23 protein-coding genes and 2 pseudogenes are annotated in these 26,302 nt (G+C 64.8%); 5 read left to right on the top strand and 20 right to left on the bottom strand.

All coding sequences use genetic code 11. The features are described from left to right. Positions 1-38: 38 nt before the first annotated feature. The 3 genes from E2I15_RS29215 to E2I15_RS29225 all read right to left on the bottom strand — a co-directional run bounded on the left by E2I15_RS29215 (position 39) and on the right by E2I15_RS29225 (position 5,870). On the bottom strand, positions 39-3,185 hold the full coding sequence (locus E2I15_RS29215) for an efflux RND transporter permease subunit (RefSeq protein WP_137478480.1): 3,147 nt from the start codon (positions 3,183-3,185) through the stop codon (positions 39-41). Further along, positions 3,182-4,417 (bottom strand): efflux RND transporter periplasmic adaptor subunit, encoded by a 1,236-nt coding sequence (locus E2I15_RS29220; RefSeq protein WP_246668018.1) that lies wholly within the window; start codon positions 4,415-4,417, stop codon positions 3,182-3,184. Before E2I15_RS29220 ends, E2I15_RS29215 begins: the two co-directional genes overlap by 4 nt. Before the next feature lie 349 nt (positions 4,418-4,766). Beyond that, a complete protein-coding gene (locus E2I15_RS29225) occupies positions 4,767-5,870 on the bottom strand; it encodes a hypothetical protein (RefSeq protein ID WP_155262622.1) in 1,104 nt (367 codons plus the stop codon). Positions 5,871-6,539: 669 nt separating this feature from the next. Between E2I15_RS29225 and E2I15_RS29230 the strand changes: the two genes are divergently transcribed. From E2I15_RS29230 to E2I15_RS29240, 3 genes are all read left to right on the top strand, one after another. Next, positions 6,540-7,652 carry a helix-turn-helix transcriptional regulator gene (locus tag E2I15_RS29230; RefSeq protein WP_038382539.1) on the top strand — a complete coding sequence of 371 codons (1,113 nt, stop codon included), beginning with the start codon at positions 6,540-6,542 and terminating at the stop codon, positions 7,650-7,652. 151 nt (positions 7,653-7,803) lie between these two features. Continuing rightward, positions 7,804-8,109: a hypothetical protein gene (locus E2I15_RS29235; protein ID WP_137478478.1), complete on the top strand. Its 306-nt coding sequence runs from the start codon at positions 7,804-7,806 to the stop codon at positions 8,107-8,109. 3 nt (positions 8,110-8,112) lie between these two features. Further along, a complete protein-coding gene (locus E2I15_RS29240) occupies positions 8,113-8,634 on the top strand; it encodes a DUF1697 domain-containing protein (RefSeq protein WP_137478477.1) in 522 nt (173 codons plus the stop codon). Between the two features lie 143 nt (positions 8,635-8,777). On the opposite strand, the gene E2I15_RS29245 is transcribed toward E2I15_RS29240, so the two are convergent. The 13 genes and pseudogenes from E2I15_RS29245 to E2I15_RS29305 form a co-directional block, all read right to left on the bottom strand. After that, positions 8,778-10,001, bottom strand: a complete 1,224-nt coding sequence (locus tag E2I15_RS29245; protein WP_137478476.1) for a threonine ammonia-lyase — start codon at positions 9,999-10,001, stop codon at positions 8,778-8,780. A gap of 112 nt (positions 10,002-10,113) precedes the next feature. Beyond that, positions 10,114-10,269, bottom strand: coding sequence for a response regulator (locus E2I15_RS29250; protein WP_246668017.1), 156 nt, complete (start codon positions 10,267-10,269; stop codon positions 10,114-10,116). Positions 10,270-10,323: 54 nt separating this feature from the next. Then, entirely contained in the window at positions 10,324-10,734 is a 411-nt protein-coding gene (locus E2I15_RS29255) for an aminoacyl-tRNA deacylase (RefSeq protein WP_246668016.1), read from the bottom strand. Positions 10,735-10,858: 124 nt separating this feature from the next. Continuing rightward, a pseudogene (gene bchE / locus E2I15_RS29260) lies at positions 10,859-12,385 on the bottom strand (magnesium-protoporphyrin IX monomethyl ester anaerobic oxidative cyclase). A gap of 113 nt (positions 12,386-12,498) precedes the next feature. Beyond that, positions 12,499-13,239, bottom strand: coding sequence for a di-trans,poly-cis-decaprenylcistransferase (locus tag E2I15_RS29265; RefSeq protein WP_018269238.1), 741 nt, complete (start codon positions 13,237-13,239; stop codon positions 12,499-12,501). A 29-nt stretch (positions 13,240-13,268) separates the two neighbouring features. After that, entirely contained in the window at positions 13,269-13,691 is a 423-nt protein-coding gene (locus tag E2I15_RS29270) for a transcriptional regulator (protein ID WP_170991476.1), read from the bottom strand. Beyond that, a complete protein-coding gene (locus tag E2I15_RS29275) occupies positions 13,678-14,295 on the bottom strand; it encodes a hypothetical protein (protein WP_028341412.1) in 618 nt (205 codons plus the stop codon). Before E2I15_RS29275 ends, E2I15_RS29270 begins: the two co-directional genes overlap by 14 nt. Positions 14,296-14,423: 128 nt before the next feature. Next, positions 14,424-14,780 carry a DUF1428 domain-containing protein gene (locus E2I15_RS29280; RefSeq protein ID WP_137478474.1) on the bottom strand — a complete coding sequence of 119 codons (357 nt, stop codon included), beginning with the start codon at positions 14,778-14,780 and terminating at the stop codon, positions 14,424-14,426. A 144-nt stretch (positions 14,781-14,924) separates the two neighbouring features. Further along, positions 14,925-15,662, bottom strand: a complete 738-nt coding sequence (locus tag E2I15_RS29285) for a DUF899 domain-containing protein (RefSeq protein ID WP_137478473.1) — start codon at positions 15,660-15,662, stop codon at positions 14,925-14,927. An 18-nt stretch (positions 15,663-15,680) separates the two neighbouring features. Further along, positions 15,681-16,043, bottom strand: a pseudogene (locus tag E2I15_RS29290) (SRPBCC family protein); the annotation flags it as partial. Continuing rightward, the gene (locus E2I15_RS29295; protein WP_137478472.1) at positions 16,028-16,483 is read right to left on the bottom strand and encodes an ArsR/SmtB family transcription factor; all 456 of its coding nucleotides are present in this window, start codon (positions 16,481-16,483) and stop codon (positions 16,028-16,030) included. The pseudogene E2I15_RS29290 and the gene E2I15_RS29295, both read right to left, overlap by 16 nt. A gap of 129 nt (positions 16,484-16,612) precedes the next feature. Then, on the bottom strand, positions 16,613-16,894 hold the full coding sequence (locus E2I15_RS29300) for a DUF3551 domain-containing protein (protein WP_170991475.1): 282 nt from the start codon (positions 16,892-16,894) through the stop codon (positions 16,613-16,615). A 155-nt stretch (positions 16,895-17,049) separates the two neighbouring features. Next, positions 17,050-18,021, bottom strand: coding sequence for a Bug family tripartite tricarboxylate transporter substrate binding protein (locus tag E2I15_RS29305; protein WP_137478471.1), 972 nt, complete (start codon positions 18,019-18,021; stop codon positions 17,050-17,052). 164 nt (positions 18,022-18,185) lie between these two features. Between E2I15_RS29305 and E2I15_RS29310 the strand changes: the two genes are divergently transcribed. Both E2I15_RS29310 and E2I15_RS29315 read left to right on the top strand, forming a co-directional pair. Beyond that, positions 18,186-18,605 (top strand): VOC family protein, encoded by a 420-nt coding sequence (locus E2I15_RS29310; RefSeq protein WP_016843620.1) that lies wholly within the window; start codon positions 18,186-18,188, stop codon positions 18,603-18,605. A 209-nt stretch (positions 18,606-18,814) separates the two neighbouring features. Beyond that, a complete protein-coding gene (locus E2I15_RS29315) occupies positions 18,815-20,395 on the top strand; it encodes an AMP-binding protein (protein ID WP_137478470.1) in 1,581 nt (526 codons plus the stop codon). Positions 20,396-20,521: 126 nt separating this feature from the next. Here the strand turns inward: E2I15_RS29315 and E2I15_RS29320 are convergent, their stop codons facing one another. The 4 genes from E2I15_RS29320 to E2I15_RS29335 form a co-directional block, all read right to left on the bottom strand. Beyond that, positions 20,522-21,811, bottom strand: a complete 1,290-nt coding sequence (locus E2I15_RS29320; RefSeq protein ID WP_137478469.1) for a cytochrome P450 — start codon at positions 21,809-21,811, stop codon at positions 20,522-20,524. 224 nt (positions 21,812-22,035) lie between these two features. Further along, entirely contained in the window at positions 22,036-23,133 is a 1,098-nt protein-coding gene (locus E2I15_RS29325) for an HD-GYP domain-containing protein (protein ID WP_137478468.1), read from the bottom strand. Positions 23,134-23,422: 289 nt separating this feature from the next. Beyond that, complete coding sequence (locus E2I15_RS29330) at positions 23,423-25,708, bottom strand: xanthine dehydrogenase family protein molybdopterin-binding subunit (RefSeq protein ID WP_137478467.1); 2,286 nt, start codon at positions 25,706-25,708, stop codon at positions 23,423-23,425. After that, positions 25,705-26,196 (bottom strand): (2Fe-2S)-binding protein, encoded by a 492-nt coding sequence (locus E2I15_RS29335; protein WP_026192016.1) that lies wholly within the window; start codon positions 26,194-26,196, stop codon positions 25,705-25,707. Before E2I15_RS29335 ends, E2I15_RS29330 begins: the two co-directional genes overlap by 4 nt. Positions 26,197-26,302: the final 106 nt, after the last annotated feature.

The raw sequence follows: 26,302 nt of genomic DNA on the forward strand, positions 1-26,302 counted from the left end.
CGCCTCACGCGCCCCGCTAATGCGCGATGGGATTAAGCTCAATGCGACGCTGGCTGTTCCGCCTTGCCCCGACGACCAAAGCGGTTCTTGGCGCCCTCGCGCCAGCCCTGGAAGGTGACGAAGAGCATCGGCACCAGGAAGATGCCGACCGAGCTTGCGGCGAGCATGCCGCCGAACACTGCGGTGCCGACCGCGCGGCGGCTGATTTCCGCAGCGCCGGTCGCGACCACCAGCGGCACCAGGCCGAGGATGAAGGCGATCGAGGTCATCATGACCGCGCGGAAGCGCATTTGCGCGCCCATCGTCGCGGCTTCCGCGATCGGCCTGCCGGCCTCGCGCTGCTCCTTGGCAAATTCCACGATCAGGATGCCGTTCTTGGCGGCGAGCGCGATCAGCACCACGAGGCCGATCTGGCCGTAGAGATCTAGGTTCAGACCCGCGAGCTTGATCGCAAGATAGGAACCGAACACGCCGACCGTGACCGACAGCAGCACGGGAATCGGGATTGTCCAGCTCTCATACAGCGCAACCAGGAACAGATAGGCGAACAGCACCGCGAGCCCGAGGATGATGCCGGTCTGGCCGGAGGCCGCCTGCTCCTGATAGGCGGTGCCGGTCCATTCGTAGGAATAGCCCGAAGGCAGCGTCGACTTGGAGAGGTCGGCCATCGTCGCGATCGCGGTGCCCGAGGACACGCCTGCGGCCGGGCTGCCGTTCACGGTAACCGAACGATAATTGTTGTAGCGCGTGATCACCTGCGGGCCGGTCACGATCCGCAAGGACGCGATCGAGCGGATCGGCACCATCTCGCCGCCGCTGTTGCGCACATAGATCTGCCAGATGTCGGGGATGTCGCGGCGGTCGGCCGCGTCACCCTGGACATTGACCTGCCAGGTACGGCCAAACAGGTTGAAATTGTTGACGTAGATGCCGCCGAGCGTGGCCTGCAGCGCGGTGAAGACGTCGGCCATGTTGAGGCCGAGCGCCTGCGCCTTGGCGCGATCGATATCGAGATAGACCGACGGGTTGGTCGCGGTGAAGGTCGAGAACACGCGGGCCAGATTCGGATTGCGGTTCGCCGCGCCGATCAGCCCGCCCATCACGCTGCTGAGCGAAGCCGGATCCTGCCCTTCCAGCGCCTCGAGCTGATACTCGAAGCCGCCGGATGTCGAAAGCCCGATGATCGGCGGCAGGTTGAACGGCAGCACCGAGGCCTGACGGATCTGCGATCCCCCGACGAAGGTCTGCCCGATCGCCGCCTGCACCGAGTCGGTGACGGCCTTACGGTCGGCGAACGCCTTCATGCGCGCCACCATGAATGCCGAATTCGGCTCGCTGGCACCGTCGAGCAGCGAGAAACCGATGATCGACAGCACATGGTCGATCGCCGGATTCTCCTTCAACAGTGCCTCGACCTGCTTGGTGGCCTCGCTGGTGCGTGCCACCGACGCGCCGTCGGGCAATTGCACCGCGATGAAGAAGGCGCCCTGATCCTCCTCGGGCAGGAAGCCGGTCGGCGTGATTTTCGACACGCCGAACACCGCGCCGGCAAACACCAGCACCGCGACCAGCGACAGCACCGCCACACGAACCAGCCGTTGCACCACGCCGGCGTAGCGGTCGCGCACCCAGTCGATGCTGCCGAGCACCCGTCCCATGATGCCGCGGCGCGGCCCGCCATGGCGCAGGAACACGGCGCACAGTGCCGGCGACAGGGTCAGCGCATTCAGCGCCGAGATCACCATCGCGGCGCTGATCGTCACCGCGAACTGGCGGAACAGCGTGCCGGAAATGCCCGGGATGAACGCGATCGGCACGAAAACCGAAAGCAGCACCAGCGAGATCGCGATGATCGGCGCCGTGATCTGCGCCATCGCCTTCTTGGTGGCGTCGGCCGGCGACAGCTCCGGCTCCTCCTCCATGACGCGCTCGACGTTCTCGACCACGACGATGGCGTCGTCGACCACGATGCCGATCGCAAGCACCATCGCCAGCAGCGAGACCGTATTAGCGGAATAGCCGAGCGCCAGCAGCACCGCGAAGGCGCCGATCAGGCTGACCGGAACCGCGACCGCCGGGATCACCGTGGCGCGCAGATTGCCGAGGAACAGGAACACCACGATCACGACGAGCACGAAGGCCTCGCCGAGCGTCTTCATCACTTCCTTGATCGTATCGGACACGAAGGTGGTGGAGTCGTACTGCACGAGGTAGGTCAGCCCCGGCGGAAACCGCTCCGACAGCCGCGCAAGCGTGGCCTGCACCGCCTTGGCCGTGGTCACGGCATTGGCGCCGGGGGCAAGATAGATGCCCATCGGGACGCCGGGATTGCCGTCGATCCGCGACTCCGAATCCATGTTCTGCGCGCCGATCTCGACGCGGGCGACGTCCCTGATCCGCAGCACCGATCCATCCGGATTGGCCCGCAGCACGATGTCGCCGAACTGCTTGGATGTCGTCAGGCGGCCCTGCGTCTGCACGTTGAACTGGAACTGCTGGTCATTGCTGATCGGACGGGCGCCGATGCGGCCGACCGGCGCCTGCACGCTTTGCGCCCGGATCGCGGCGATCACGTCCGACGGCGCCAGATTGAGGCTGGTCAGACGCTGGGTGTCGAACCAGATCCGCATCGAGTAGTTCAGCTTTGCGAACAGCGAGGCCTGTCCGACACCAGGCGTGCGCGAGATCGCGTCCAGCACGTTGATGATGGCGTAGTTGGTGATGAACAGCGGGTCCTGCTCGCCGCTCTTGCTGTACAGCACGATGAATTGCAGCACCGCCGAAGATTTCTTCTGCACGGTCAGGCCCTGCGCCTGCACCTCGGTCGGCAATTGCGCGAGCGCGCTCTGCACGCGGTTGTTGACGTTGACGGTGTTGATATCAGGGTCGGTGCCCAGCGCGAAGGAGACCGTCAGCGTGTAGCTGCCGTCATTGCCGCTGGTCGACTTCATGTAGAGCATCTTGTCGACGCCCACGACCTGCGCTTCCAGCGGCTGGGCGACGCTCGATTCCACCACTTCAGCCGATGCGCCGGGGAACACGGCGGAGACCGTGACCTGCGGCGGCACGATGTCCGGGAACTGGGCGACCGGAATCTGCATCAGCGCCAGCGCGCCCGCGATCGTGATCACGAACGCGATGACGATCGCAAGCCGCGGACGATCGACGAAGACAGCGGAAATCATGGGTTATTGCCCGTCGATTTCGGCGTGCCGCTGGCGCCGCCGTCCGCCGAAACCTTCATGCTCGACTGGATCAGCGCGCTAACAGGCCCCGGCGCCACCACCTCGCCCGGCTTGACCTTCTGCAATCCCTCGACGACCACCTTGTCGCCCAGCGAGATGCCGCTCGTCACCGCCGCAATCGTTGCGGTCGATTGCCCAAGCTGGATCCGCCTTTGCTCGGCCTTGTTCTCCGCGCCGACGACATAGACATATTCGCCCTGCTGGTCCGACAGCACCGCCGAACGCGGGATCGCCAGCACCTCAACTGGCTGCACGCCTTCGAGCAGAACGGTCACGAACTCATTGTCGGTCAGCTCGCGGACCGAGCCGCCGGCTGCGACGGACGTGTACGTTGACGGGTTGGGGATGACGCCGCGCAGGGAGATGGTGTCGGTATTCTGCGCGATCGTGTTGTTGACGAAGTTCAGCTCACCGGTCTTGTCGTAGAGCCGGCCGTCCGGCAGGCGCAGGCGGATGACGACGGCCTTGAAACCGCCGCGCGTCGCATAGCGGTCGCGCAGATCGAGCGCCTCGCACACCGGCACGGGAAAGGTGACGTACATCGGGTCCTGGCTGACGATGGTCGTCAGGATTCCCGAGCTCGGCGTCACGACGTTGCCCTCGGTAACCGCGGTGCGACCGATCCTGCCGTCGATCGGCGAGTGGATCATGGTGTAGTCGAGATTGATCTGGGAGAGGTCGACCTGCGCCTGCGCGGCCTGCACCTGCGCCTCGAGGCTCTGCTGGTTGGCGACCGCCGCATCAACATTGGATTGCTGGCCGGCCGGGCCGCCCATCAGCGCCTTGGCGCGATCGGTGGTCAGCTTCGCGTTGACCAGCGTCGCCTGCAATTGGGCGACCTGCGCCTTCTTCGATGCGAGATCAGCCTCGAACGGGCCGCGCTCGAGTTGATACAGGAGATCACCAGCCTTGACCTCGGCACCCTCGACGAAGTTCCGCTTGTCCAGGAACGCCGTGACGCGCGCCACCACGTTGACGCGGTTGGGGGCTTCGATGCGCCCAAGAAATTCATTGGTTTCGGTGACCGGCCGCTTCACCGCCTCGAACACGCCCACGGCAGGAGGCCCGGACGGCCCCGCCTGGGCATGGGCCGCCGATACTCCCGCCGCCACCAACCCCGCCGATACGAGAACCCCTGCCAAGCCACCGAGCACGCGTTCCGTACCACTCATGCAGTCCAACCCTTCGGCTACCAACAGACGCTACGAGACGGATATGACGTCGAGTTCCCTCAGACCCGAAGGTCAGGATGGGCAGGTGCATTGCAGCAGATCATAACGCGGCCAATCCGACAATCCTGTAACCTGATCGACCTTGTTCCAGCGATCTCGGCTGAAGACAGTTTTAAGAAACGTCGCGGCGCTGCGATCGCACCGCGATTGCGACCGCCGTTCAGTGCGGGGCATGCCGCGGACACCGAAAACTCCCAGCAATGTGATGCAGGCGAGCGCTACCTCGGTATGGTCGAGATCAGCTCTGCGCGAGGTCGCGACGGATCGGACGCGGCCGCGGACCATGCGCTCACAACGCAATGGCGTTCTTCAAGCGAGCGGTGTCTTGATAGGCTGGCGACGCCAGATGTTCGGATAGCCATGGTCGTGCGCGCTTGCCGCTGACCTCGTGCACACCGTCAAAGACGTCCATGTCGATCAAATGTGGATGGCCTGACGATGCGTAGATCGACTGCATTTGCGAAAACTTCTCATCGCGCCCAAGTTCCACGGCGTTTGCTGCGTCACGGCTCCCGATCTCGACGAACAGCGGGCACGGGCAGAGCAGGTACGCCAGCTCCGCGCCGGTGTACTTGGCGCGGCCGTTGCTGAAATGAATGTAGGCCGCAAGTTCGACGCCGAGATTCTTGCTGATCACGGGCGACGTCAAGAAGCTCTTTTCGTCGCGCATGTATCCGGACACGACAGTCGGCCGCATCCGCCCCGTCGCAGCTTCCAGATGGAGCGCGAGAAAGGCGCCCCACGACACGCCGTACACGCCGACGTTCAGTCCCGACGCGCCGGTGAGCTTCCGGCAAACGATTTCACCGGCGTCGAGCGAAGCGCATGACACGTTGTGGGCGGAGACGCCGTGGGATGCCAGCATCGCGGCGATGTTGTTCTGGCTCTCCTGATTTCCGATCTGAACGATGTAAGGACACCAGACGACATAACCGTCCCGACATAGCCGTTTGCCGAGCGCGTTCATGTAGTCCTTATCGGCATCGTCGAAGCAGCGCTCCGGCGTGCTCGCCATGCCGTGGCCGAGCAGGATCAATCCCTTGAATTCTCCGTCGGGAATTCCGAGACATCCGCGCACCGGCACGCCGCATTCCAGATCGAACTCGACCTTCACGACCGAGAAACCATCCGCGGGCGCGCGCCAGTGAACCCGAATCCCGTCGTGCGACGGCCGATAAAGCCGCCGCGCCCGGAACAAAGATCGCATCTCTCGGCGAATCTCCGACCCGGTTGCGACCGCGTGCAGCTTCCCGCTTGCCGCGATATCGAACAACGACCGGCAGAACTGATCGTAGCCGAGAGTCGGCAAGTCGACATTCGCGCATGATCCCTGGCAATGGTCCAGCGCCAGCCGGTCGTTGCCGGCCCGCGACGAGGGGCCGACCAGCGTCATCAACAATCCGGAAAGCGCCCTGCGGCTGATCAATCGGCTCTCCCCGAGCCGACGATGGCTCGCATGAATGTCAGAGGTGGCTGATGAGACCAGGTTTGAATCGTCATCGCGCTTTGGACCGCCCCTTCGGCATGATCGTCTTCGGAAAACCGCTGCGTACTTTTCCGGATCATGCCCTAGCTGGCGCTACGGATTGCGCGGATACAAATTAAAGGATGTTCATGCGCGAACGATCGCGTGCAGCGTTGCAAATGGGTGACGCCGGCTGGTCTGGCGCAGCGCCTTTCAGGTTTCGGGATGCTTCGGAATATTTCCGCCTGTCACGCAGCTTCGATTTCGCCACACGCGGCGATGATCGTCGGGCCCCCATCGTCGAGTCTTCATCAAGTCTCTATCAAGCCTTGGGCTTGACCCGCCGACCTGGCATCGGCCCTCGAATTCGTCGTCCGGACGCCGGCGGCCGCGCGCCGGGTCGCAGCCGACCGAGCGAGGCCCCACGCGCGCGCACGAATCGCGAAGAAGAGCGGCGAAAACGTCGTAATTCCCCCTGATGCGCGTGAACGCGCACCGGAATAGCCCGGACTCGTGGATTGGGCCGAATTACTCTACGCAATATTTCCGGGGTCGCCGGGTTTATCTATGGGGCAACAACGGTTTTTGGAATGACCGATGGCGAACGACCTGCACGAGCATCTGATTGAACTGGCCTATGAGGCCGCGGTCGTCCCCGAATTGTGGCCGAATGTCCTGCATCAGGTCGGTGCCATCGCGCGTGCGCGCGGTATCGTGCTGCTGACGGCGGCCCCGCACGACGTCCGCTGGGTCGCGTCCCCCGACATGCACGACGACACAGTGGCCTATGTCGAAGGCGGCTGGCACGAGCGCAACGGGCGATTGCCGCGCCTGCTCGCGGCCAACCATGCCGGCTTCCTGCGCGACATCGACGTGTTCGACACGCCCGAGGAGGTGCAGCAGGATTTCCAGATCCGCGAATTCTTCCGCCCGCGCGGGCTCGGATGGGGCGCCGGTACTGCGATCCCGGTGCCGAGCGGCGACGTGCTGATCTACAGCGTCGAGCGCGAATACCAGCACGGGCCGATTGAGCGGGAAGCAATCGAGCAGCTCGACGCGCTGCGGCCGCATCTGGCGCGTGCCGCGCTGCTGTCGGCGCGGCTCGGGATGGAGCGCGCCAGGGCGGCAACCGAATCGCTGGCGATGCTCGGCCTGCCCGCGGCAGTGCTGCGCCGCGGCGGCCGTCTGATGGCGGCCAACACGCTGTTCGACCGCCTGGTGCCCGACGTGATGCAGGATCGCGGCGAGCGCCTGACGCTGGCGGCGACCACTGCCGACACGCTGTTCGCCCAGGCGCTGGCGGCGCTTGATCAGGGACTGATCGGCGTGGAGGTGCGCTCGGTGCCGATCGCGGCGCAGGAGGATCGGCCGCCGCTGATCGTGCATCTGGTCCCGATCCACGGCGCGGCGCGCGACCTGTTCGACCGCGCGGCGGCGATCGTGATCGTGACGCCGGTGGTACCGGCCGAAGTGCCGACCGCGGAAGTGCTGCAGGGCCTGTTCGACCTGACGCCGGCGGAGGCGCGCGTTGCGCGCGGCATTGGCGAAGGACGCACCGTCGAGGCCATCGCCGGCGCATTCGGCATCTCCCGCGAAACGGTGCGCAACCAGCTCAAGGCGGTGCTGGCCAAGACCGGACTGGGCCGGCAGGTGGAGCTGGCCGGACTGCTCGCCGGCGCGAAGGTGCCGCCCGGGTCGTCAGGAGACTAGCGCACGCCGCGCGATCCTCGGTACAGGATCGATCCGATCCTCAGGGACATCGTAAAAGGATCGCATGTTCAAACGGCACCGGGTACGCTAGGGGTAGCTCCCCTCCCTCCGCGCCCGCTCCGGCGCATGTCCAGTCAATGAGTGCATCTGAATGGCCGAAGCCGACCTCGACGCCGTCATCCGGCAAACCGCAAAAGCGCAGACCAAGGCCGTGATGGCGGCTGCCAGGAAACGTCAGGCCGTCTGGGTCGCGCGCGCGGGTAAGGCCAAGGACAAGGAGGCCAAGGCGCGCTTCCGCTTCCTGGCCAAGAGCACGATGCTGAACGCAACCGCGACCGCCAAGCGGTTGCAGAATTCGGCCGAGAACGCCGCCGACGCCTATGCCCGCGCCATGAAGAAGGCGATGGAAGAGCCGCCGCCGGCCAGGAAGCCCGCGAAGAAGCAAGCCGACGGCTAGTCGATGCCGCGTTACGTCGCCCTGCTGCGCGCGGTCAATGTCGGCGGCACCGGCAAGCTGCCGATGACCGAGTTGAAGGCGATGTGCATCGATGAAGGATTTGCCGACGCGCAGACCTATATCGCCAGCGGCAATCTCGTGTTCTCCTCGAAGCTCGGCGCGGCCAAGGTCAAGGCCGCGCTGGAGCGGCGGCTGCAGGCCTATGCCGGCAAGCCGGTCGGCGTCGTCGTCCGCAGCGCGGACGAGATCGCCGCGGTGCTGAAGGCCAATCCGTTTCCGAAGGCGCCGCCGAACTATACTGTCGCGATCTTCCTCGACGAGCCGCCGCCGAAGGACGCCTTGAAGGACATCAAGGGCCAGCAGGACGAACAGGTGCGGCTCGGCAAGCGCGAGATCTATGTCGCCTATGGCAGCGGCATGGGCCGCTCGAAGCTGAAGATCCCCGCCGCAGCCACCGGCACCGCGCGCAACATCAACACCATCGCGAAGCTGGCCGAGCTGGCGGCGGGCGACAACGAAGGTTAGTTCGCCCGTTGAAATCCGTCATCCTGAGGAGCGCGCCCTTGCGCGTCTCGAAGGATCGACGGCCCGGCTGGTGGCCGATTCATCCTTCGAGACGGCCGCGTTGCGGCCTCCTCAGGACGACGGATCAGGTGCGGATCACGCTGCTAAGTTTCACGCACCGCGAACCCTTCAGCGCCGAGTCTTGCCAGCACCTCTTCCAGGTGCGCGCGGTCGCGGGTTTCGATCACGAGCTCGAGCAGCGTCGCCTTCGCCGGAAGATCGGAGAAGGTACGCTGATGCGAGACCTCGATGATGTTGGCGCCGGCATCGGCAAGCAGGATCGACACCGCCGCGAGCTGTCCGGGCCGGTCGACGATGTCGAGCGCCAGTTGGGTCAGCCGCCCCTCGCGCGCGAGCTCGCGAGTCAGGACCGAGGCGATCAGCCTGGTGTCGATATTGCCGCCGGTCAGCACCAGGCCGACATTGCGGCCGACAAAGCGCGCCGGTGCCGCGAGCACGGCGGCGAGGCCGGCGGCGCCGGCGCCTTCGACCACCGTCTTCTCGATCGAGATGAGGGTCGCGACCGCGCGCTCGATCTGATCCTCGCTGACCAGGATGATGTCGTCGACGAGCTGGCGGACGATTTTCGTGGTGATCTGCCCGGGCGCCTTAACCGCAATGCCCTCGGCGAGCGTGTCGCCGCGCATCGGCAGCTGTTCGCCTTTGATCGCATTGTACATTGACGGATAGAGCTGGGCCTGCACGCCGACGACCTGGATCGACGGCTTCAGCGCCTTCGCGGCGGTGGCAATGCCCGAGATCAGCCCGCCGCCGCCGATCGGCACCACCAGGATATCGAGCTCCGGCACCGCCGCGAGCATTTCAAGTCCGATCGTGCCTTGTCCGGCGATGATCAGCGGATCGTCATAGGGATGGATCAGGATCAGGCCCTTCTGCGCGGCATGCGAGCCGACGAACGCGAAGCATTCTTCCAGCGTCTGCCCGGTGATGATGACCTCGGCGCCGTGCCGCCTGGTGTTCTCGATCTTCACCATCGGCGTGCCGATCGGCATCACGATGGTGGCGGGGATGCCGAGCCGCTTGGCGTGATAGGCCACGCCCTGGGCGTGATTGCCGGCCGACATCGCAATCACGCCGCGCTTGCGTTCCTCGGGCGACAGCGCCTGCAAGCGATTCAGCGCGCCGCGCTCCTTGAAGGTCGCGGTGAATTGCAGGTTCTCGAATTTGAGGAACAGGCGGCAGCCGCAGATCTCGCCCAGCGTGCGGCTCTCGTTGCAGGCCGTGACCATAACCGCATCCCGGATCACACCCGCGGCACGGCGTATGTCGGCTAGGGTGATGGCGGCGGTGTCGGAAGGCTGCGGCATCGGGTTTCGCTTTGGTCCGTTTCGTCAGACGGAACCTAGCGGGTTTCGGCGCCGAAAACGACTGCGCAGAGTATGATCCGGAACAGTGCGAAGCGGTTTTCCGGATCATGCCTCAGAAGAAGCCGGCGCTGAGATCGAGGCCGTAGCTTGCCCCGAGCGCCGCGACGAACAGGACCGCCAAGGCGAACAGCAGGACATGCCGGGCAATGCTGTTCCGAAGCGAATTGGCCGGAAACGCGCGTGCGATCGATTGTGTCAAAGCAGTCATCTGCGACCTCCGGAGCCACGTCCCGAAGGTAGGTCGCGTGCCGCGCAGTGAGGTTCAATGCGGCTCGCGGATCGGCCGGCGGCGCGCCAATGTGCTCTGTTCGGGATCACGCTGTGGCCGCACCCGGCTTTTGAAGCGGTGACCGACCACGATCAGCTTGCCCTCGGCGCGGATCGCGGTCTCGGCCGATTGCGCGGACGGCAGATTGTCCTGCGTGATCGCTTCCAGTGCACGCAGGAACTCACGACCGGCCGATGTGATCTCCCAGCCTTCGACGTCACGCACCACATAGCGATTGCTAAAGATGTCGAGTTCGGGAACCCGCGACGCCAGACGTTTGATCCGCGCATGCCAATCGTCGCCGCTCGACGAGAGGATTGCGAGATCGTGCTTGAGTGAATCGAGTGTGGCTTTGCCGCCGACGTGACTGACCAATATTTTTAAGATCGCAACCTGTATGCTCAACTCGACGCCTCGACCGCCACGGTTCTTTTTGTTCTGCGCAGCCGACCTGGAAATTATCGCGCTGATGACTCAGGCGTCCAGTCATCAGCGCCAGTTATCCAGAACCCGGCAAGACGGTATCGACTTACGCTGCGCGTGATGTGCCGACGCGGCGCTCGGGCCGGTGCGACGACATCGATTCCTCCTCCATATCCTGCGGCGCGCCCCAAAATTCCTGCACGGTTGGCCCGTGCGTCAGTCTTTTGTCGCGCAGGAAGCCGAGAATTTCATGCGGCCAGACCCGGCGGCCCATCTGCGTGTACCAGCGCATCGCGTGACGAAGTCCGGCGTCGCGGTGAAGCAGCACGCGGAGCAGCGCCTTCGGGCGGCATTGCAGCACCATCTCGGTGAACTTGAACCAGAGCAGCACGCGCCATGGCGGCATGTGCCGGGTCGCCAACACCTGATGCTTGTAGTCCCAGAGCCTGCGATCGGTCTGGATGACGCGTCGCTCCGCCGCGAGACGGAAATACGGCGTCCAGCGATGCGGCGTGACGTACAGCATCTAGATCTGGTCGGGATCATAGGACAACAGCTGCCTGAGGCCGCGCCAATGATCGCGATCGGTCTCCTCCTCGAAGCCGACCACCCAGGTCGCCATCGACAGGATGCCGTGCCGGCGCATCAAGCGGATGGCCTCGCGATCGATCGTGGTGGTCGCGCCCTTGCGGATCAGCTCCAGCGTCTTCTCGTCGGTATTCTCCATGCCGAGCAGGAAGCGCTGCCAGCCCGCTTTCTTGTAGAGATGAAGGATGTCGGCGTCGCGCACGATGTCGTCGGCGCGGGTCGAGCCGACCAGGATCAGATCGACATCCTCCGCGATCAAGGCCTCGAGAAAGACCCGCCACGCCTTCTTCGAGACGGTCGGATTCTCGTCGGCGAAATTGATCACCTTGACGCCGTGCTCGCGATGGAGCCGCGCCAGCTCCTTCGCGAAGCGTACGGGATCGCGGTGCCGCCATCGCGTCCAGAAGCCGCGCTGGCCGCAGTAATCGCAAAGATGCGGACAGCCGCGCGAGAACTGCACGACGACGGCGCGCAGCCCGCCCCAATAGCTGTAGCGCGCGTGATCGATCAATTCCCAGCCTATGCGATAGGCATCGAGATCACGGATGACGAGCGCAGGCGGCGTGACGCGCGGCCCATAATCGTCGCGGAATGCGATGCCGTTGATGATGCGCAGATCCTCGTCGGCCTCCAGCGCCCGCATCAGACGCCGTGCGGTCTCTTCGCCCTCGCCGCGCACGATCGCGGTGACGTAACGCTCCTCGCGCAGGATGTCGCGCCAGTGATAGGTCGGAAACACGCCGCCATAGACGATCCGCACACCGGGCACGGCCTTGACGACCGCCTGCGCCACCTCGGCGATGACCGGATGGCTCGACGTCGAGCCGGAATGACCGAACAGCACCGCGTCCGGTGCAAATCTCGATGCCTCCGCCACGATGGCTTCGACCGGCATCGGTCCGAACTCGGCATCGATGAGACGGACGTCATGGCCGTCATCGATCAGCGGCCCGCCGATCGACAACAGGCCGAGTGGCGGCAGATGGTCGTCAGGGATCCGGCTGCCGATCGCCGGATGCGGCACGTTGATGAGAAGAATGCGCATGGATGATCGCTCCCGCTTTGGTTGGCGTGATCGTTCGTCCCCGCATCTTGAGAGAGAGAGCCCAACCCCCCGGCCAGGCTTTAGGAAGAGTGCAGTTGGCGCGGCTTGACGCGCTAGAGGTTCGGCACTTCCGCCGGCGCGATCGCGGTCAGTCCGCCGAAGCGGCGCTCGCGGCGATGGAAGGAGCCGAGTGCGTCGGCGAGATCGTCGGCATCGAATTCGGGCCACATCCGCTCGGTGAAATGCAGCTCGGCATAGGCGCCCTCCCAGAGCAGGAAGTCCGACAGCCGCTTCTCGCCCGAGGTACGGATGATCAGATCGACGTCGCGCAGTCCGGCCTCGCCGGTGATGAGATCGGCGAAAGTCTCGCGGCTCAGCTCGCCGGCGCCGGCCGCGCGCGCGGCGGCGTTCAGGATGGCGTCGCGCGCCGAATAATCGATCGCGATGCGCAGATGCAGCGTGGTGCCGCCGGCGGTTTCGGCCTCCGCGCGCGTGATCGCTGCGGCGATGCCGTCGGGCAGCCGGTCGCGGCGGCCGATCACGGTGAGCCGAACGCCGTTGCGCACGAGCGCGGCGATCTCGTTGGCGAGATAGAACCGCAGCAGCCCCATCAGTGCCGCGACCTCGGCCTTCGGACGGCGCCAATTGTCGCTCGAGAAGGCGTAGAGCGTCAGCGTGCCGACGCCCTGGTCCGGTGCGGCCTCGACGATGCGACGGATCGCCTCGACGCCGGCCTCGTGTCCGCGCAGGCGCGACAGGCCGCGCCGCGTCGCCCAGCGGCCATTGCCGTCCATGATGATGCCGACATGGAGCCTGATGGCGGCTTCCGGCTTGAGCGCGACGTTACTTTGCATCACAAAGTCTCCGGACAAAATGGGATGATTCAAACCGGCTGGATACCGAGGCGGCCAGCTGCGACGTCGTCCTTGCCGGCGACCTTCTCAGCCTTGCCGCCGGCCTTGTCTGCCGTGCCGGCAGCCCTGGCCGCGTCACGCACCAGCTGCTCGAGCACGGCGAGATAGTCGAGGAAGCGGCGGCGGCCGCTCTTGGTCAGGCGGCAGGTGGTGTGCGGACGATTGCCTTCATAGCCCTTGATGACGTCGACGAGACCGGCCTCCTGCAGCACGTGCAGGTGCCGGCTGAGATTGCCGTCGGTCAGGCCGCAGAGCTGCTTGAGATCGGCAAAGGCGAGCCCCTTCGGATGCGCCATCAGCGAGGTCAACAGGCCGAGCCGCGCCTTCTCGTGGATGACGCGGTCGAGGCCGTCATAGGCAAATGGCGCGGTGGTCAGGTCAGTCTTCGGCATCATGGCCTCCGGAAGCGAAATAAAGCAGCGCTGCGAGCAGCAACTGGCCGATCGCGAATGGCAGTCCCATGGTCCAGGGCGACAGCGCGTGGCTCTGGCTTGCGATCAGCAGCACCGTGAAGCCCGACAGGAAATACCATGCGCCGCCAAGCGCGATCGTGCGCGGCAGCAGGCGGACCGAGGCGAACACGCCGAGGCTGACCAGCACCTGCCACAGACCCGGCAGCATCCACAGCGTCTCGGGCGCGAACTTCCATTGCAGGACAGCGAGCAGCACGCCGGCGATAACAGCCGGAACGAACTGCTCGATCGCCTGTTGGACCATCGCGTCCGCAAGACCGGAATGATGCCGCCGCGAGCGCGCCTGCATCTCGATCCAGATCAACACGGCGGAGACCAACGCGGCCGCCGCCCAGCCTGCGAGGAACGCGATCGGATGAGCGGTGGGATCGGCGAGCCAGAGATATTGCGCAAGCGCCGTAATGAGCGCGATGCCGCTGGTGGCAGCGACGGTCGCCGGACCGTAGCCGCGAAACGCCGTTCCGGCCGCAATCTGGCTGCGGATCGCGAGGATATCGGCCAACGCCTTGTCGAGGTCACGCATGATTCGCCCGAACTTTGTATTGCAAAGTATACGGGATCACCAAGTAAACACAAGCGGCATCGCGCCGCCTGCCGAGCGTGATGTTTAACGGCCGGTTACTGCGCGGATTGCGGCGAAACCGTGCCGCGTCAAACCTTCACGAGGCTGGCGAAGCCGCCATAGATCATCCGCTTGGCGTCGAACGGCACATCGCCCGTGCCCATCGACGCCAGGCGCGGATCGGCCATCACCCTGGCGTTGATCCTGTCGCGCTGGGCGCGCGACTTGTAGGTGATCCAGGCGAACACGACGGTTTCGCCGGCCTTCAGTTTCACGCTCTGCGGAAATGAGGTCAGCTTGCCCGGCTTGACGTCGTCGGCGACCCACTCGCGATAATCCAGCGCGCCATACTCGCGCCAGACCTTGCCGGCCTTCTTCGAGAGCTGCGCATAGGCTTTGAGCTTCTTCTTCGGCACGGCGACGATGAATCCATCGACGTAGGGCATGGGCGATTCCTGTTGTTTGGGCTCCCTGTCATTGCGAGCGTCAGCAAAGCAATCCATCTCTCCAAACGCCGAGGAATGGATTGCTTCGTCGCTTGCGCGCAAAAATTGCTCTGCAATTTTGCCGCGAACCCCTCGCAATGACGATCAGGAGTGACAGCAGGATGCCTGAACCGGCGTCGGTTGGTACTGGTCACGTAGCCGCACCCAGTCCATCGGATAGGGCAATCCTTCCTCGTGGCGGCCGAGCGGCGTCAGGTCGAGGTAGTGATAGGCGGCATTCATCATGTCGAGGCCGCGCGCGAAGGTCGAGTAGGTGTGGAACACGCTTCCCTGCTTGTCGCGACAGAACACGCTGATGCCGGGCAGTTCGGGACCGTAGAGCGGGGTCGTTCCATAATTGTACTCCGCGGTCCCCGCATCGATCTGCGCTTGCGTGAACGAGACGCCGTAATCGTAGTTGAAGTCGCTCTCTCCCGAGGAGACCCAGTCGAAGGTCCAGCCCATCCGGGCCTTGAATGCGTCGAGCTTGGCGAGCGGCGCCCGCGAGACCGCGATCATCGTGGTGTCGCGCGCGGCCAGATGCGGAACCATACGCTCGAAGCCGTCGGCCCAGAACGAGCAGTTCTTGCACGCCGCGTCCCATTCCGGCGCAAACATCACGTGCTGCACCACGAGCTGCGGCCTGCCCTTGAAGAGATCGCCGAGGGTCATTGTGCCGCCGGGGCCGTCGAAGACATAGTCCTTGTCGACCTTGACCCAGGGCAGTTCGCGGCGCTGCCGGCTCAGCGCTTCGCGGGCCTGGGTCAACTCCTTCTCGCCGATCATCAGCGCCTTGCGGGCTGCGATCCATTCTTCGCGCGAAGCGATCTTGTGCTGTTGCATGGGATGCTCCTTTGCAGATCAGGCGTCGACAAAGCTTTCCAGATTGCCGAGGAATGCGGTCCAGCCGCGCTGGTGGTTGTCGCGGGCGGTCTCATCGACGAACTGCGCGTGATGGAAGGTGAGCAGCGTGCCGCCGGCATCGGGCTTGATCGATATCGTCACCTCGGATTCGCGCTCGGGCGTCGAATGCCAGGCCCAGCTGAACACCAGCTTCTCGTTCGGCACCACCTCACGATAGACGCCGCCGACCTCGTGATATTCGCCGTTCGTGCCGATGAATCCGATGCGATAGCGTCCGCCGACGCGGACATCGAGCTCCGCGCGCGTCGTAGCCGGCTTGACTCCACCCGGTCCGAACCACTGCGCTAGATTTTCCGGCTCGGTCCACGCGGCGTAGACTTTTTCCGGCCGCGCGCGGAGCCGCCGCGTGAGGGTGAGGCTTGGGCGCGCGGCGAGGCCGGCGTCGGCGGCGACTGCGGATTTGTTTGCCATGGATCTTCCTCCACAAAAGCGGCAAGGCGGTCGAGGTTGTCGGACCAGAATTGCGCGTAGCGATTGAGCCAGTTCATCGCCTGCTCCATCGGCCGCGCGGTGAGCCGGCACGCCACCGTGCGGCCGGTCTTTTCGCGCGCGACGAGACCCGCATCGGTGAGCACGTCGAGATGCTTCATGATCGCCGGCAACGACATCGCGAACGGCTGCGCCAGCTCGCTCACCGACAGGCTGTCCTGCTCGCCGAGCCGCGCCAGCAGGGCGCGGCGGGTGGGATCGGAAAGGGCCGCAAAGGTGCGGTCCAGCGTTTCGTCTTTAAACTTAACCATATGGTTTAGTATAGGCGTAAACGGCGCGACGTCAAGCGCGCGGCTTCACGATCGCGTCAGGATGGACCCGGCGCGGGGACGAACGTCAGGAATGGTGGGGGCAGACTGCCTTGCGATGATGCCGCAACACTAGTCGGGATAAACGGTCCGGTGCCGGCGCTGATAGCGGCGCGGTGGCGGCGGTTCACTGAACAGGAAGCGCGGATTTTCGCCGCAATAGAGATAGCGGCCCGACACGCTCGCGAGACACTGCTCGTAGGTTCGGTAGGCGCATTCGCCGGGGTAGCCCAGGCTCGGGCCCTGCGCACACCATGGGTAGTCATACGGATCGGCGGAGGCGGGCGTGATACTCGCCGCGCCGGCGAGCGTCATCGTTCCCAGAACAAGCATTGCCAATCCCGATGCGCGCATGATCCGGCTCCTCGGATGCCGCAGTTAGTCAGGTGCGGCATCTTTTGTAAGGTTCCTGAACGTCAATTTATTCCGCGTCAAGGCCCGACGAACTTGCCTGCACCACGCGGGCCACATTTGTCCCGCGCGATCCAGCATCGCAAACCTTGCAAGGCCTACTCGACCTTGAGGCCGGCGAACTCGACCACCTTCTTCCACTTGTCGGTTTCGGCCTTGATGTCGTTGCCGAAGGCTTCCGGCGTCTGGATCAGCGGATCGCCGCCGAGCTCGACCAGACGCTTCTTCATGTCGGGTTCGGCGAGCACGGCGTTGATCTCGGTGTTGAGCTTGGCGATAACTTCCTTCGGCATGTTCTTCGGCGCGCCCATGCCGAACAGCGCGCTCGCCTCGTAGCCCTTCACGGTCTCGGAGACTGACGGGACGTCCGGCAGTTGCGAGGATCGCTCGGTTGACGTCACCGCCAGCGCGCGCAGCGCGCCGGAGCGGATGTGCTGGATGATCGAGGGCATGTTGTCGAAGATCACCTGCACTTGGCCGCCGAGCATGTCGGTGATCGCAGGCGCGGCGCCGCGATACGGCACGTGCTGCATCTTGCAACCGGTCATCGCCATGAACATCTCGCCGGAGAGATGCACCGAGGTGCCGTTGCCGGAAGAGGCCATGTTCACCTTGCCGGGGTTGGCCTTCACATATTCGATGAACTCGGCGACGTTCTTGGCCGGCACGTCCTTGTTGACGGTCATCACGTTCGGCACGCGATTGAAGGAAGCAACCGGCGCGACGTCGCGCACGAAGTTGAACTTCAGATTGGCGTAGAGCGAGGCGTTGATGTAATTGGCCGGATTGACCAGCAGCACGGTGTAGCCGTCCGGCTCGGCGTTGATCGCCGCCTCGGTGCCGATATTGTTGCCGGCGCCCGGCTTGTTCTCGATCACGAATTGCTGCCCGAGCCTCTCCGACAGCCGCTGCCCGACCAGGCGCGCGATGATGTCGGTGGCGCCGCCCGGCGGATAACCCACGATCCAGCGCACCGGCCGCGCCGGATAGTCGGCAGCGGAAGCGCGGCCGATCGCGAATGTCGAAATCCCCGACCCGATCAGGCCCAGCGCGGTACGGCGTGAAATCATGAAGTTTCTCCCAATCCAGCAGGGTTTGGCGCCCTGCCCGTTTCTGTTGCGTTGCGTGCGGCGCGGTTTTAACAAACAATGCCTGAAGCGGCCAGTGCGACACGTGCGCCGCCGACCGCGACGAAAGACTAAGCTGCAACGCTCTGGACCGAAAAGGATCGATCATGTCCGTCAAGGTGAATGGGCTCGACCATCTCGTGATCAACGTCACCGATGTCGTGCGCTCGGTTGCCTGGTACAGCAGGATCCTCGGCATGGAGGTGAAGGTGTTCGACGCCGGCAAGGGCAAGACGCCGCGCACCTCGCTGGTGTTCGGCAACCAGAAGATCAATGTGCGGCCGCGCGATGCCGACAAAGTGGACTGGTTCACCGCCGATCATGAGGCGGCCGGCAGCGACGATCTCTGCTTCCTTACCTCGAGCACGCCCGAGGAAGTGGTCGCGCATCTGAAGGCCAATGGCGTCAGGATCGAGGAAGGCCCGGTGGCCAAGCAAGGTGCGCGCGGCACGCTGCGCTCGGTCTATTGCCGCGACCCTGACGGCAGCCTGATCGAGATCTCGTCGTACGAGAAGGACGCGACCTAGCTTTCGATCGACATTGCGAGCCGGCGTGGCGTGCGAATGCGCGCTCGATGACGGATGCCGCGAACAAGTCGATCTCTTCCGCGCGGCGGAACAGATTGCTTTGGCGCAAAACCGCTTTGCAAATCCCGATTTGCTCTCGGCGCACGCCGATGGCAGAACAGCTCCCAACCAAGACCAATGGCGGCCGACAAGGCCGCGCGGGAGGACATATGAACAATTCAAAAGCAGTGCCGGGCGTCGTGGGACCGTTTGCGGGACTCGATGTGCCATGGCTGCTCAAAATGCGTGCCGAGGTGCGCCGCGATCATCCATTCCTGATCTGGGCGCCGTTCGACGCGCCGGCGCGGCGCTGGAGCTACGGCCAATTGCATGAGCGCGTCGGCGCGCTGGCTGCGGGCCTTGCGAAGCGCGGCATCCGGCAGGGCGACTATGTCCTGATCCATCTCGACAATTGCATCGAGGCGATCATGGCGTGGTTCGCCTGTGTCGAGCTCGGCGCCATCGCCGTCACCACCAACACCCGCTCGGCCGCCGCCGAGATCGAATATTTTGCCGGCCATTGCGGCGCGGTCGCTGCGATCACCCAGCCGGCCTATGCCGAGCTGATATCAGCCAACTGCAAGGGCCTGCGCTGGATCGCCGTGACCTCGCACGACGCCGGGCAAGCGCCGGCGCAGCCGCCCGCGCGCGGCGACAGTTTCGAGACGCTGTTTGCCGACAGCGCCGACCGGCCGCGTCGCCCGACCGATCCGCTCGCACCCTGCAGCGTGCAATACACCTCCGGCACCACGTCGCGACCGAAGGCGGTGCTTTGGACCCATGCCAACGCGCTGTGGGGCGCCAAGATCAACGCCGCGCATCAGGACCTGCACGCCTTTGACGTGCACCAGACCTATCTGCCGCTGTTCCACACCAACGCGCTGGCCTATTCGATGCTGGCGAGCCTGTGGGTCGGGGCGACCTGTGTGATCCAGCCGCGCTTCTCGGCGAGCCGCTTCTGGCCGGTGGCGCTCGAGCACGGCTCGACCTGGACTTCGACGATCCCGTTCTGCATGAAGGCGCTGCTGGAACACGAGGTGCCGAAGAATCACAAGTTCCGGCTCTGGGGCACCGCCGTGAACGAGCCGCCGGCGTTTGCCGTGTTCGGCATCAAGATCATCGGCTGGTGGGGCATGACCGAGACCATCACCCACGGCATCATTGGCGAGGTCGATCAACCCAACACGCCGACGTCGATCGGCCGCGCCGCGCCCGAATACGAAATCCGCATCACCAATGACGACGGCACGCCGACCGGCGTCGGAGAGACCGGCAACCTCCTGATCAAGGGCATTCCGGGCCTGTCGCTGTTCGCCGAATATCTGCACAACGAGACGGCCACGCGCGAAAGCTTCGACGAGCACGGCTATTTCATCACCGGCGACCGCGTCACGATGCTGGAGCGCGGCTACATCAAGTTCGGCGACCGCTCCAAGGACATGCTGAAAGTCGGCGGCGAGAATGTCGCGGCCTCCGAGATCGAGCAGGTGATCGCGGTGGTGCCGGGCGTGCGCGAGGCCGCCGTTGTGGCGAAGAAACACCCGATGCTGGACGAGGTGCCCGTCGTCTTCATCATCCCGCAAACCGGCGTCGCCGCCCTGCCCGCCGATCTGCACGACAACGTCATGACCGCCTGCCGCTCCGCGCTAGCCGACTTCAAGGTGCCCCGCGAGATCCGCTTCGTCGACGAGATGCCGCGCTCGACGCTGGAGAAGGTCGCGAAGGCGGAGCTCAGGAAGATGCTGGAGTGAGGATTCCGTCATTGCGAGGAGCAAAGCGACGGAGCAATCCATGCTTCCGTATGGGGCGCCATGGATTGCTTCGCAGAGCCTGTCATCGGGCGCGCGTTCGCGCGACCCGTTGGCCCGCAATGACGCTCAATTCACCTCGAAGCGGATCGGCAGCTTCTTCGGGCCGTTGACAAAATAGGCCTGCGTCATCTTCACCTCGCCGTCGAGCGACAGCGACTTCAGGTGCGGCAGCAGCTCCTCGAACAGGATGCGCATCTCGAGCTTGGCGAGGTACTGACCGAGGCAGAGATGCGCGCCATAGCCGAACGCGACATGGCGATTGGGCTTGCGGTCGCTGCGGAAGCGATCGGGGTCCTCGAACACCTCCTCGTCGCGATTGCCCGAGGCGTAGCACAGCATCAGCCAGTCGCCCTTGGCGATCTTGCGGCCGCCGAGCTCGGTATCCGCGGTGGCCGAGCGCATGAAATGCTTGACCGGGGTCATCCAGCGGATCGACTCGTCGACCAGGCCCGGGATCAGGTCCGGGTTGGCCTTCACCTTGGCGAATTCCGCGGGGTCCCGGGCGAGCGCCCAGATCGCGCCGGCGGTCGAGGATGAGGTGGTGTCGTGGCCCGCGGTCGCGACGATCATGTAATAGCTGGTCTGATCGTGCTCCGGCATGTAGTCGCCGCCGATCTTCGCATTGGCGATGACGGTGGCGAGATCGTCGCGCGGATTCTGGCGGCGATCCTCGGTGATCTTGCGGAAGTAGGCGGAGAAATCGGCGATGATCGCCTGCAGCATCGCGGAGACCTGCTCCGCGCTGAGCGCGTCGCGGACCCGCGCGGTGTCGGGATCCTGCGGGCCGAACAGTTCCTGCGTCAGCTTGAGCATGCGCGGCTCGTCCGCCTCGGGCACGCCGAGGATCTCCATGATGACGTGCAGGGGATAGCCGAGCGCGACGTCCTCGACGAAGTCGCAGGCGCCGCCCCTCGCGAGCATGCGCTGCACCGTGGTGCGCGCGATCTCGCGGACGCGGGCCTCGAACTTGCCGAGATTGGCCGGCATGAACCAGCCCTGCGTCAGCGCGCGATATTTCGGGTGGTCGGGCGCATCCATCTGCACCAGCGAGCGCACCAGGTTTGGCCCGCCGGTGATTTTGCGAACGCGCTCCTCGAGCGCCTGCGTCGTCAGCGTGGTCGGCCGGTCGGCGTTGTGGAACAGCTCGTTCTGGCGGCTGATCGCCTGGATATGGGCGTGCTTGGTCACCACCCAGAACGGATCGAACTTCTCGGGCCGCGCGATGCCGAGCGGGTTGTTGGCGCGCAGCCAGCGATAGCTCTCGTGGATGCGGTCGTCCGCATAAGCAACGGGATCGACAAGGGTTGCCGCGATGTCGGCGGGGATGTCGAAATCGCCAGTCGTTGCCGTATCCATGATCGTCCTCACCCGCCCAAGTCAGGCGCTCAAGCATCGGTCCTGCCGATGATCACCGGAATCTAGGCGGAGGTAAGGAGCACGACTTGCGTTGATTGGCTAGGGCCAGACACGTCATTCCGGGGCAACGCACGCAGCGTTGAACCCTCAGGTGCGCAATTGCGCACCGAAAATCTCGAGATTCCGGGTTCGATGCTCACGCGTCACCCCGGCATGACATGAACTCAATAATGCCCGAACGCCACCGGGCGGAACGCTTGCAGCAATTGCTGGTCGAGCTTGCCGCCCATCTCCTCCATCATGGAGAACGCCTTGGCGTGGGTGAACTGCAGCCGGTAGGCGCGCTTTTCGACCAAAGCGGCATAGACATCGACGATCGTGGTGACGCGGACGATGTCGCTGATCTGGTTGCCGCTGAGGCCGTTCGGATAGCCGGTGCCGTCGAGGAATTCATGGTGGTGCAGGATCACGTCGAGCATTTCCGGCGGGAAGCCGCCCTGAGCCGACAGCGCCTCGTAGCCGCGGCGCGGATGCTCGCGCATCTCGGCCATTTCCTCGACCGTCAATGCGCCGGGCTTGTCGAGCAGCGCGACCGGAACGAACGCCTTGCCGACGTCGTGCAGCAGCGCGGCGCGGGCGAGCCGGCGCTGGTCGTCCTCGCGCATGCCGAGATGCTGCGCGAACGCGACCGCGAAGCCGGTCACGAACAGGCAGTGCCGATAGGTCTCCTGGTGATGGCAGCCGACCGTGGTCAGCCATTCGCGCAGCGAGTTGTGCTTGATCGCCTTGAGGATCTTGTTCTCGGCGGCGACGATGTCCTCGAACTTGAGCGGCTCGCCGGCGCGCATCCGCTCGAACATCTTGACCATCACGCCGTGCGCGGCCTCGACGCCGCGGTTGAGCGCCTTGCCGCGGTCGGTCTCGTCATAGCCGCTGTCGTCGGGGAACGCGGCGCGGATGCGCTGCAGGATGCCGCGCGCATCGAACGGCCGCGAGATCGTGTCGGTGGCGCCGAGCGCCCAGGCCTGCATCGAGGCGTGATGCAAGGCATCCGCCAGCACGAACAGCCGCGGCATCTCGCGATAGGCATCGGCCTGCAGCTTGGCGCGGACGAGCTGCACGGCTTCGGGCGAGCGCAGGTTGATGTCGACGACGATGCCGGAGAGATCGCGGGCCGGCCGCTCGGGAATGTCGGAGGTCGGAACGGTATCGACCTCGCCCACCGAGCGCAAAATACTGGCGAGCTCGTTGCTCTGGTCGCTTCGATCTGACGCCAGCAGGAGGCGGCGCTTCGAAGTCTGGTTGTTGGCTAAGGCAGTCATGGCATCCCCGTCGCGGTAACGACCGACGCCGGGACGCTACCTGACGATGCGTTCCCTCCAACTTAATGGGGATGCTGAACGGCGCTTAAGCGCAATGGATACAATTTGAGGGATCGCCAAATCCGCCAGCAAAATCAGGCCGGCCGAAATTCAATGCAGATGCGGGCGTCGGTGGCGAATCATGAATTCTTGCAGCGTCAAAGTTGACGCCGTCACCGCCCGGCCGACGCGCGGAGCCAAGAAACGCCGGAGAGCTCATCCTCTCCGGCGTCCTTGTTCGTTCAGGCCGTTACGCCTTCATCGCCGCCTTGACGGCTTCCGCGGTGATCGGCAGGCCGCGGACGCGGGCACCGACCGCGTTGAAGACGGCGTTGCCGATCGCCGGCGCCACTACCGTCACCGCGGGCTCGCCGACGCCGGTCGCCTTCTCGCCATTGGCGATGACGTTGACCGCGACTTCCGGCAGCTGGCTCATCCGAAGCGGCGTGTAGCTGTCGAAGTTGGTCTGCTCGATGCCGCCGTCCTTCAACGTCGCCTTCTCGAACAGCGCCAGCGACATGCCCCACAGCGCCGCGCCCTCGACCTGGGCCCGGATGCCGTCGGGATTCACCTGCGTACCGACGTCGGTCGCAACCGTCAGCTTCTTCACCGTCACCTCGCCCGACGGGGCGACCGCGACATGGGCGACGCAGGCGGTCCAGCTCGCCGTGGCGCGCTCCTGCGACGACACGCAGGCAACGCCCATGCCTTCGCCCTTGGGCAGCTGCTTGGTGCCGTAGCCGGCAAGGCCCATCGCAGCGAGCAAGGTGTTGCGCAGACGCTGCGCGCCGCCGTCATTCTTGCCCTTGCCGTCGAGCAACGAGATGCGCAGCTGCGCCGGGTCCTTGCCGGTCGCATGCGCGATCTCGTCGATCATGCTTTCGACCGCCCAGAACGTCCAGCCCGGCGCCACCGAGCGGAGCTGACCCGACGGGGTGGCGTTGTGCGCCATCTCGTTCTTGATCGCCCGCACATAGTGGTTCGGCACGGTGTAGAAGAAGTCCGCTCCGTTCACGGTGAACGAGTCGAGCGGGCCTTTCTTGTCGACCGACGGTGTGAGGAAATCGGGGATTCCCCAACGCGCGGTCGGCCAGGCCGAGACCACGTCGTGGCTCATCGCGACGATCTTGCCGTCGCCGTCCATGCCGGCCTTCACTTTCTGGTAGGTCAGCGGACGCGAGAAATCCATCGTCATGTCGTTTTCGCGCGTGTAGATGACCTTGACCGGCTTGCCGACGGCCTTCGCCGCCTGCACCGCGGGCACCATCATGTCGGCGTCGAGACGCCGGCCGAAGCCGCCGCCCAGCCACATCTGGTGCATCACCACGAACTTCGGATCGATCCCGGCGGCGCCGGCTGCAATCGCGCCGGAGCGCGTCGCGAACTGGTTGCCGGAATAGATGTGCAGGATGTCGCCCTTGAACTCCGCGGTGGCGTTCATCGGCTCCATCGGCGCGTGGATGTTGATGTTGGTGGTGTATTCCGCCTCCAACACCTTGGCCGCCGAGCCGTACGCCGCGTTCGGATCGCCGTCCTTGACGAAGAACTCGCCGGAATCGCTGAGCCCCTGAAGCCGCTTGGCCTCGGCGAACAGCGATTCGCTCGACAGCTTTGCGTTCGGACCGCCGTCATAGCTGATCTTCAACGCCGCCGCGGCCTTCTTCGCCTGCGCATAGGTGTTGGCGACCGCGACGACCCAGCCGGTCGTGGTTGTGGTCTTGTCGTCGAGGGTGACAGCCTTGATGAAGCCGGGCAGCTTCTTGGCCGCGCTATCGTCGACCGACTTCACGGTGGCGCCGTAACGCACCGGCGGGGTGACCAGCGCGCCGTAGACCATGCCCGGCACCATCACGTCGATGCCGTACTTGGCCGTGCCGTTGACCTTCGACGGAATGTCGAGCTGCGGCACCGAGACGCCGATCATGGTGTACTGGTCGGGCGTCTTGAGCTTGATCGCCTTCAGGTCATCCGCCGTGAAAGTCTTGGTCGCCTTGCCGCTCTTCACCACCTCGGCGAACGACATCGACTTCTTCGACTTCGCATGGCTGATCCTGGAATCACGCACCACCAGCTCGCCGGCCGGCACGCCCATGGAGGCTGCCGCCGCTTCGGTCAATGCGATGCGGCCGGCGGCGCCGGCGCGGCTCATGGCATCGAAGTTCATCATCGTCGACCAGCTGCCGCCGGTGATCTGCGCGCCCAGCACGGGATCATTGAACTTCGGATCGTTGGAGGCGAGCTGGACACGCATGTCCTTCCAGCTCGCGCCGAGCTCTTCGGCCACGATCTGCGCCATGGTCGAGGCGACGTGCTGGCCCATGTCGGCCTTGCCGCAGGTCACGGTGACGAGACCATCGGGCGCGATCGAATACCAGACGCTCGGCTCGAAGTTGGTGGTTGCGGGTGCCGCGAGCGCCTGGTCGATGCCGGACGCGGCGTAGCCGAGCACGAGGCCGGTTGCAGCGGTGCCGACCAGGAAGGAACGGCGGCTGAGATCGGTCGTCTCGGGCGCGAGGTTTTTCACGTGCTTGTTCATGTGGCCCTCCGCTCGGATCCGGTGGCCGATGCAGTGCGCATGTCGGACGCAGCGCGCATGATCGCCTTCTGGATTCGTGAATAGGTCATGCAACGGCAGAGGTTGCCGTCCATATGCGCGACCACTTCTTCCTTGGTCGGGTTGGTGTTCTTCGACAGCAGCGCCGCCGCCTGCATGATCTGGCCGGACTGGCAGTAGCCGCATTGCGGCACCTGCTCGGCGACCCAGGCCTTCTGCAAGGGATGATCGCCCTTGGCGGAGAGGCCTTCGATGGTGGTGATTTTCTTGCCGACGGCGTCGGCGACCGAGGTCTGGCAGGACCGCACCGCTTCGCCGTTGACGTGAACCGTGCAGGCGCCACACAGGCCGGCGCCGCAACCGAATTTGGTGCCCGTCATCTGCAATTGCTCGCGGATGACCCAAAGCAGCGGCGTGTCATTGGCCGCCTCGACGGACATATTCCGTCCGTTGATATTGAGATTTGGCATCTCTCTCCCCTTCCGGTGTAGGAAGCCGCTTACGGCGGCAACTCACTGTTGGGTCTTGGCCGGCGCCCACCGGGTCAGCGACAGTTGCCGAAACAATGATCCGGTT

It is taken from the genome of Bradyrhizobium sp. BR2003 (genome assembly GCF_009720285.1).
Lineage (GTDB): Bacteria > Pseudomonadota > Alphaproteobacteria > Rhizobiales > Xanthobacteraceae > Bradyrhizobium > Bradyrhizobium elkanii.

Excerpts from the sequence above, each read along its gene's own strand:
- E2I15_RS29215 (WP_137478480.1), bottom strand. The coding sequence starts at position 3,185 with ATGATTTCCGCTGTCTTCGTCGATCGTCCGCGGCTTGCGATCGTCATC.
- E2I15_RS29220 (WP_246668018.1), bottom strand. The coding sequence starts at position 4,417 with ATGAGTGGTACGGAACGCGTGCTCGGTGGCTTGGCAGGGGTTCTCGTA.
- E2I15_RS29225 (WP_155262622.1), bottom strand. The coding sequence starts at position 5,870 with ATGACGCTGGTCGGCCCCTCGTCGCGGGCCGGCAACGACCGGCTGGCG.
- E2I15_RS29230 (WP_038382539.1), top strand. The coding sequence starts at position 6,540 with ATGGCGAACGACCTGCACGAGCATCTGATTGAACTGGCCTATGAGGCC.
- E2I15_RS29235 (WP_137478478.1), top strand. The coding sequence starts at position 7,804 with ATGGCCGAAGCCGACCTCGACGCCGTCATCCGGCAAACCGCAAAAGCG.
- E2I15_RS29240 (WP_137478477.1), top strand. The coding sequence starts at position 8,113 with ATGCCGCGTTACGTCGCCCTGCTGCGCGCGGTCAATGTCGGCGGCACC.
- E2I15_RS29245 (WP_137478476.1), bottom strand. The coding sequence starts at position 10,001 with ATGCCGCAGCCTTCCGACACCGCCGCCATCACCCTAGCCGACATACGC.
- E2I15_RS29250 (WP_246668017.1), bottom strand. The coding sequence starts at position 10,269 with ATGACTGCTTTGACACAATCGATCGCACGCGCGTTTCCGGCCAATTCG.
- E2I15_RS29265 (WP_018269238.1), bottom strand. The coding sequence starts at position 13,239 with ATGCAAAGTAACGTCGCGCTCAAGCCGGAAGCCGCCATCAGGCTCCAT.
- E2I15_RS29270 (WP_170991476.1), bottom strand. The coding sequence starts at position 13,691 with ATGCCGAAGACTGACCTGACCACCGCGCCATTTGCCTATGACGGCCTC.
- E2I15_RS29275 (WP_028341412.1), bottom strand. The coding sequence starts at position 14,295 with ATGCGTGACCTCGACAAGGCGTTGGCCGATATCCTCGCGATCCGCAGC.
- E2I15_RS29280 (WP_137478474.1), bottom strand. The coding sequence starts at position 14,780 with ATGCCCTACGTCGATGGATTCATCGTCGCCGTGCCGAAGAAGAAGCTC.
- E2I15_RS29285 (WP_137478473.1), bottom strand. The coding sequence starts at position 15,662 with ATGCAACAGCACAAGATCGCTTCGCGCGAAGAATGGATCGCAGCCCGC.
- E2I15_RS29295 (WP_137478472.1), bottom strand. The coding sequence starts at position 16,483 with ATGGTTAAGTTTAAAGACGAAACGCTGGACCGCACCTTTGCGGCCCTT.
- E2I15_RS29300 (WP_170991475.1), bottom strand. The coding sequence starts at position 16,894 with ATGCGCGCATCGGGATTGGCAATGCTTGTTCTGGGAACGATGACGCTC.
- E2I15_RS29305 (WP_137478471.1), bottom strand. The coding sequence starts at position 18,021 with ATGATTTCACGCCGTACCGCGCTGGGCCTGATCGGGTCGGGGATTTCG.
- E2I15_RS29310 (WP_016843620.1), top strand. The coding sequence starts at position 18,186 with ATGTCCGTCAAGGTGAATGGGCTCGACCATCTCGTGATCAACGTCACC.
- E2I15_RS29315 (WP_137478470.1), top strand. The coding sequence starts at position 18,815 with ATGAACAATTCAAAAGCAGTGCCGGGCGTCGTGGGACCGTTTGCGGGA.
- E2I15_RS29320 (WP_137478469.1), bottom strand. The coding sequence starts at position 21,811 with ATGGATACGGCAACGACTGGCGATTTCGACATCCCCGCCGACATCGCG.
- E2I15_RS29325 (WP_137478468.1), bottom strand. The coding sequence starts at position 23,133 with ATGACTGCCTTAGCCAACAACCAGACTTCGAAGCGCCGCCTCCTGCTG.
- E2I15_RS29330 (WP_137478467.1), bottom strand. The coding sequence starts at position 25,708 with ATGAACAAGCACGTGAAAAACCTCGCGCCCGAGACGACCGATCTCAGC.
- E2I15_RS29335 (WP_026192016.1), bottom strand. The coding sequence starts at position 26,196 with ATGCCAAATCTCAATATCAACGGACGGAATATGTCCGTCGAGGCGGCC.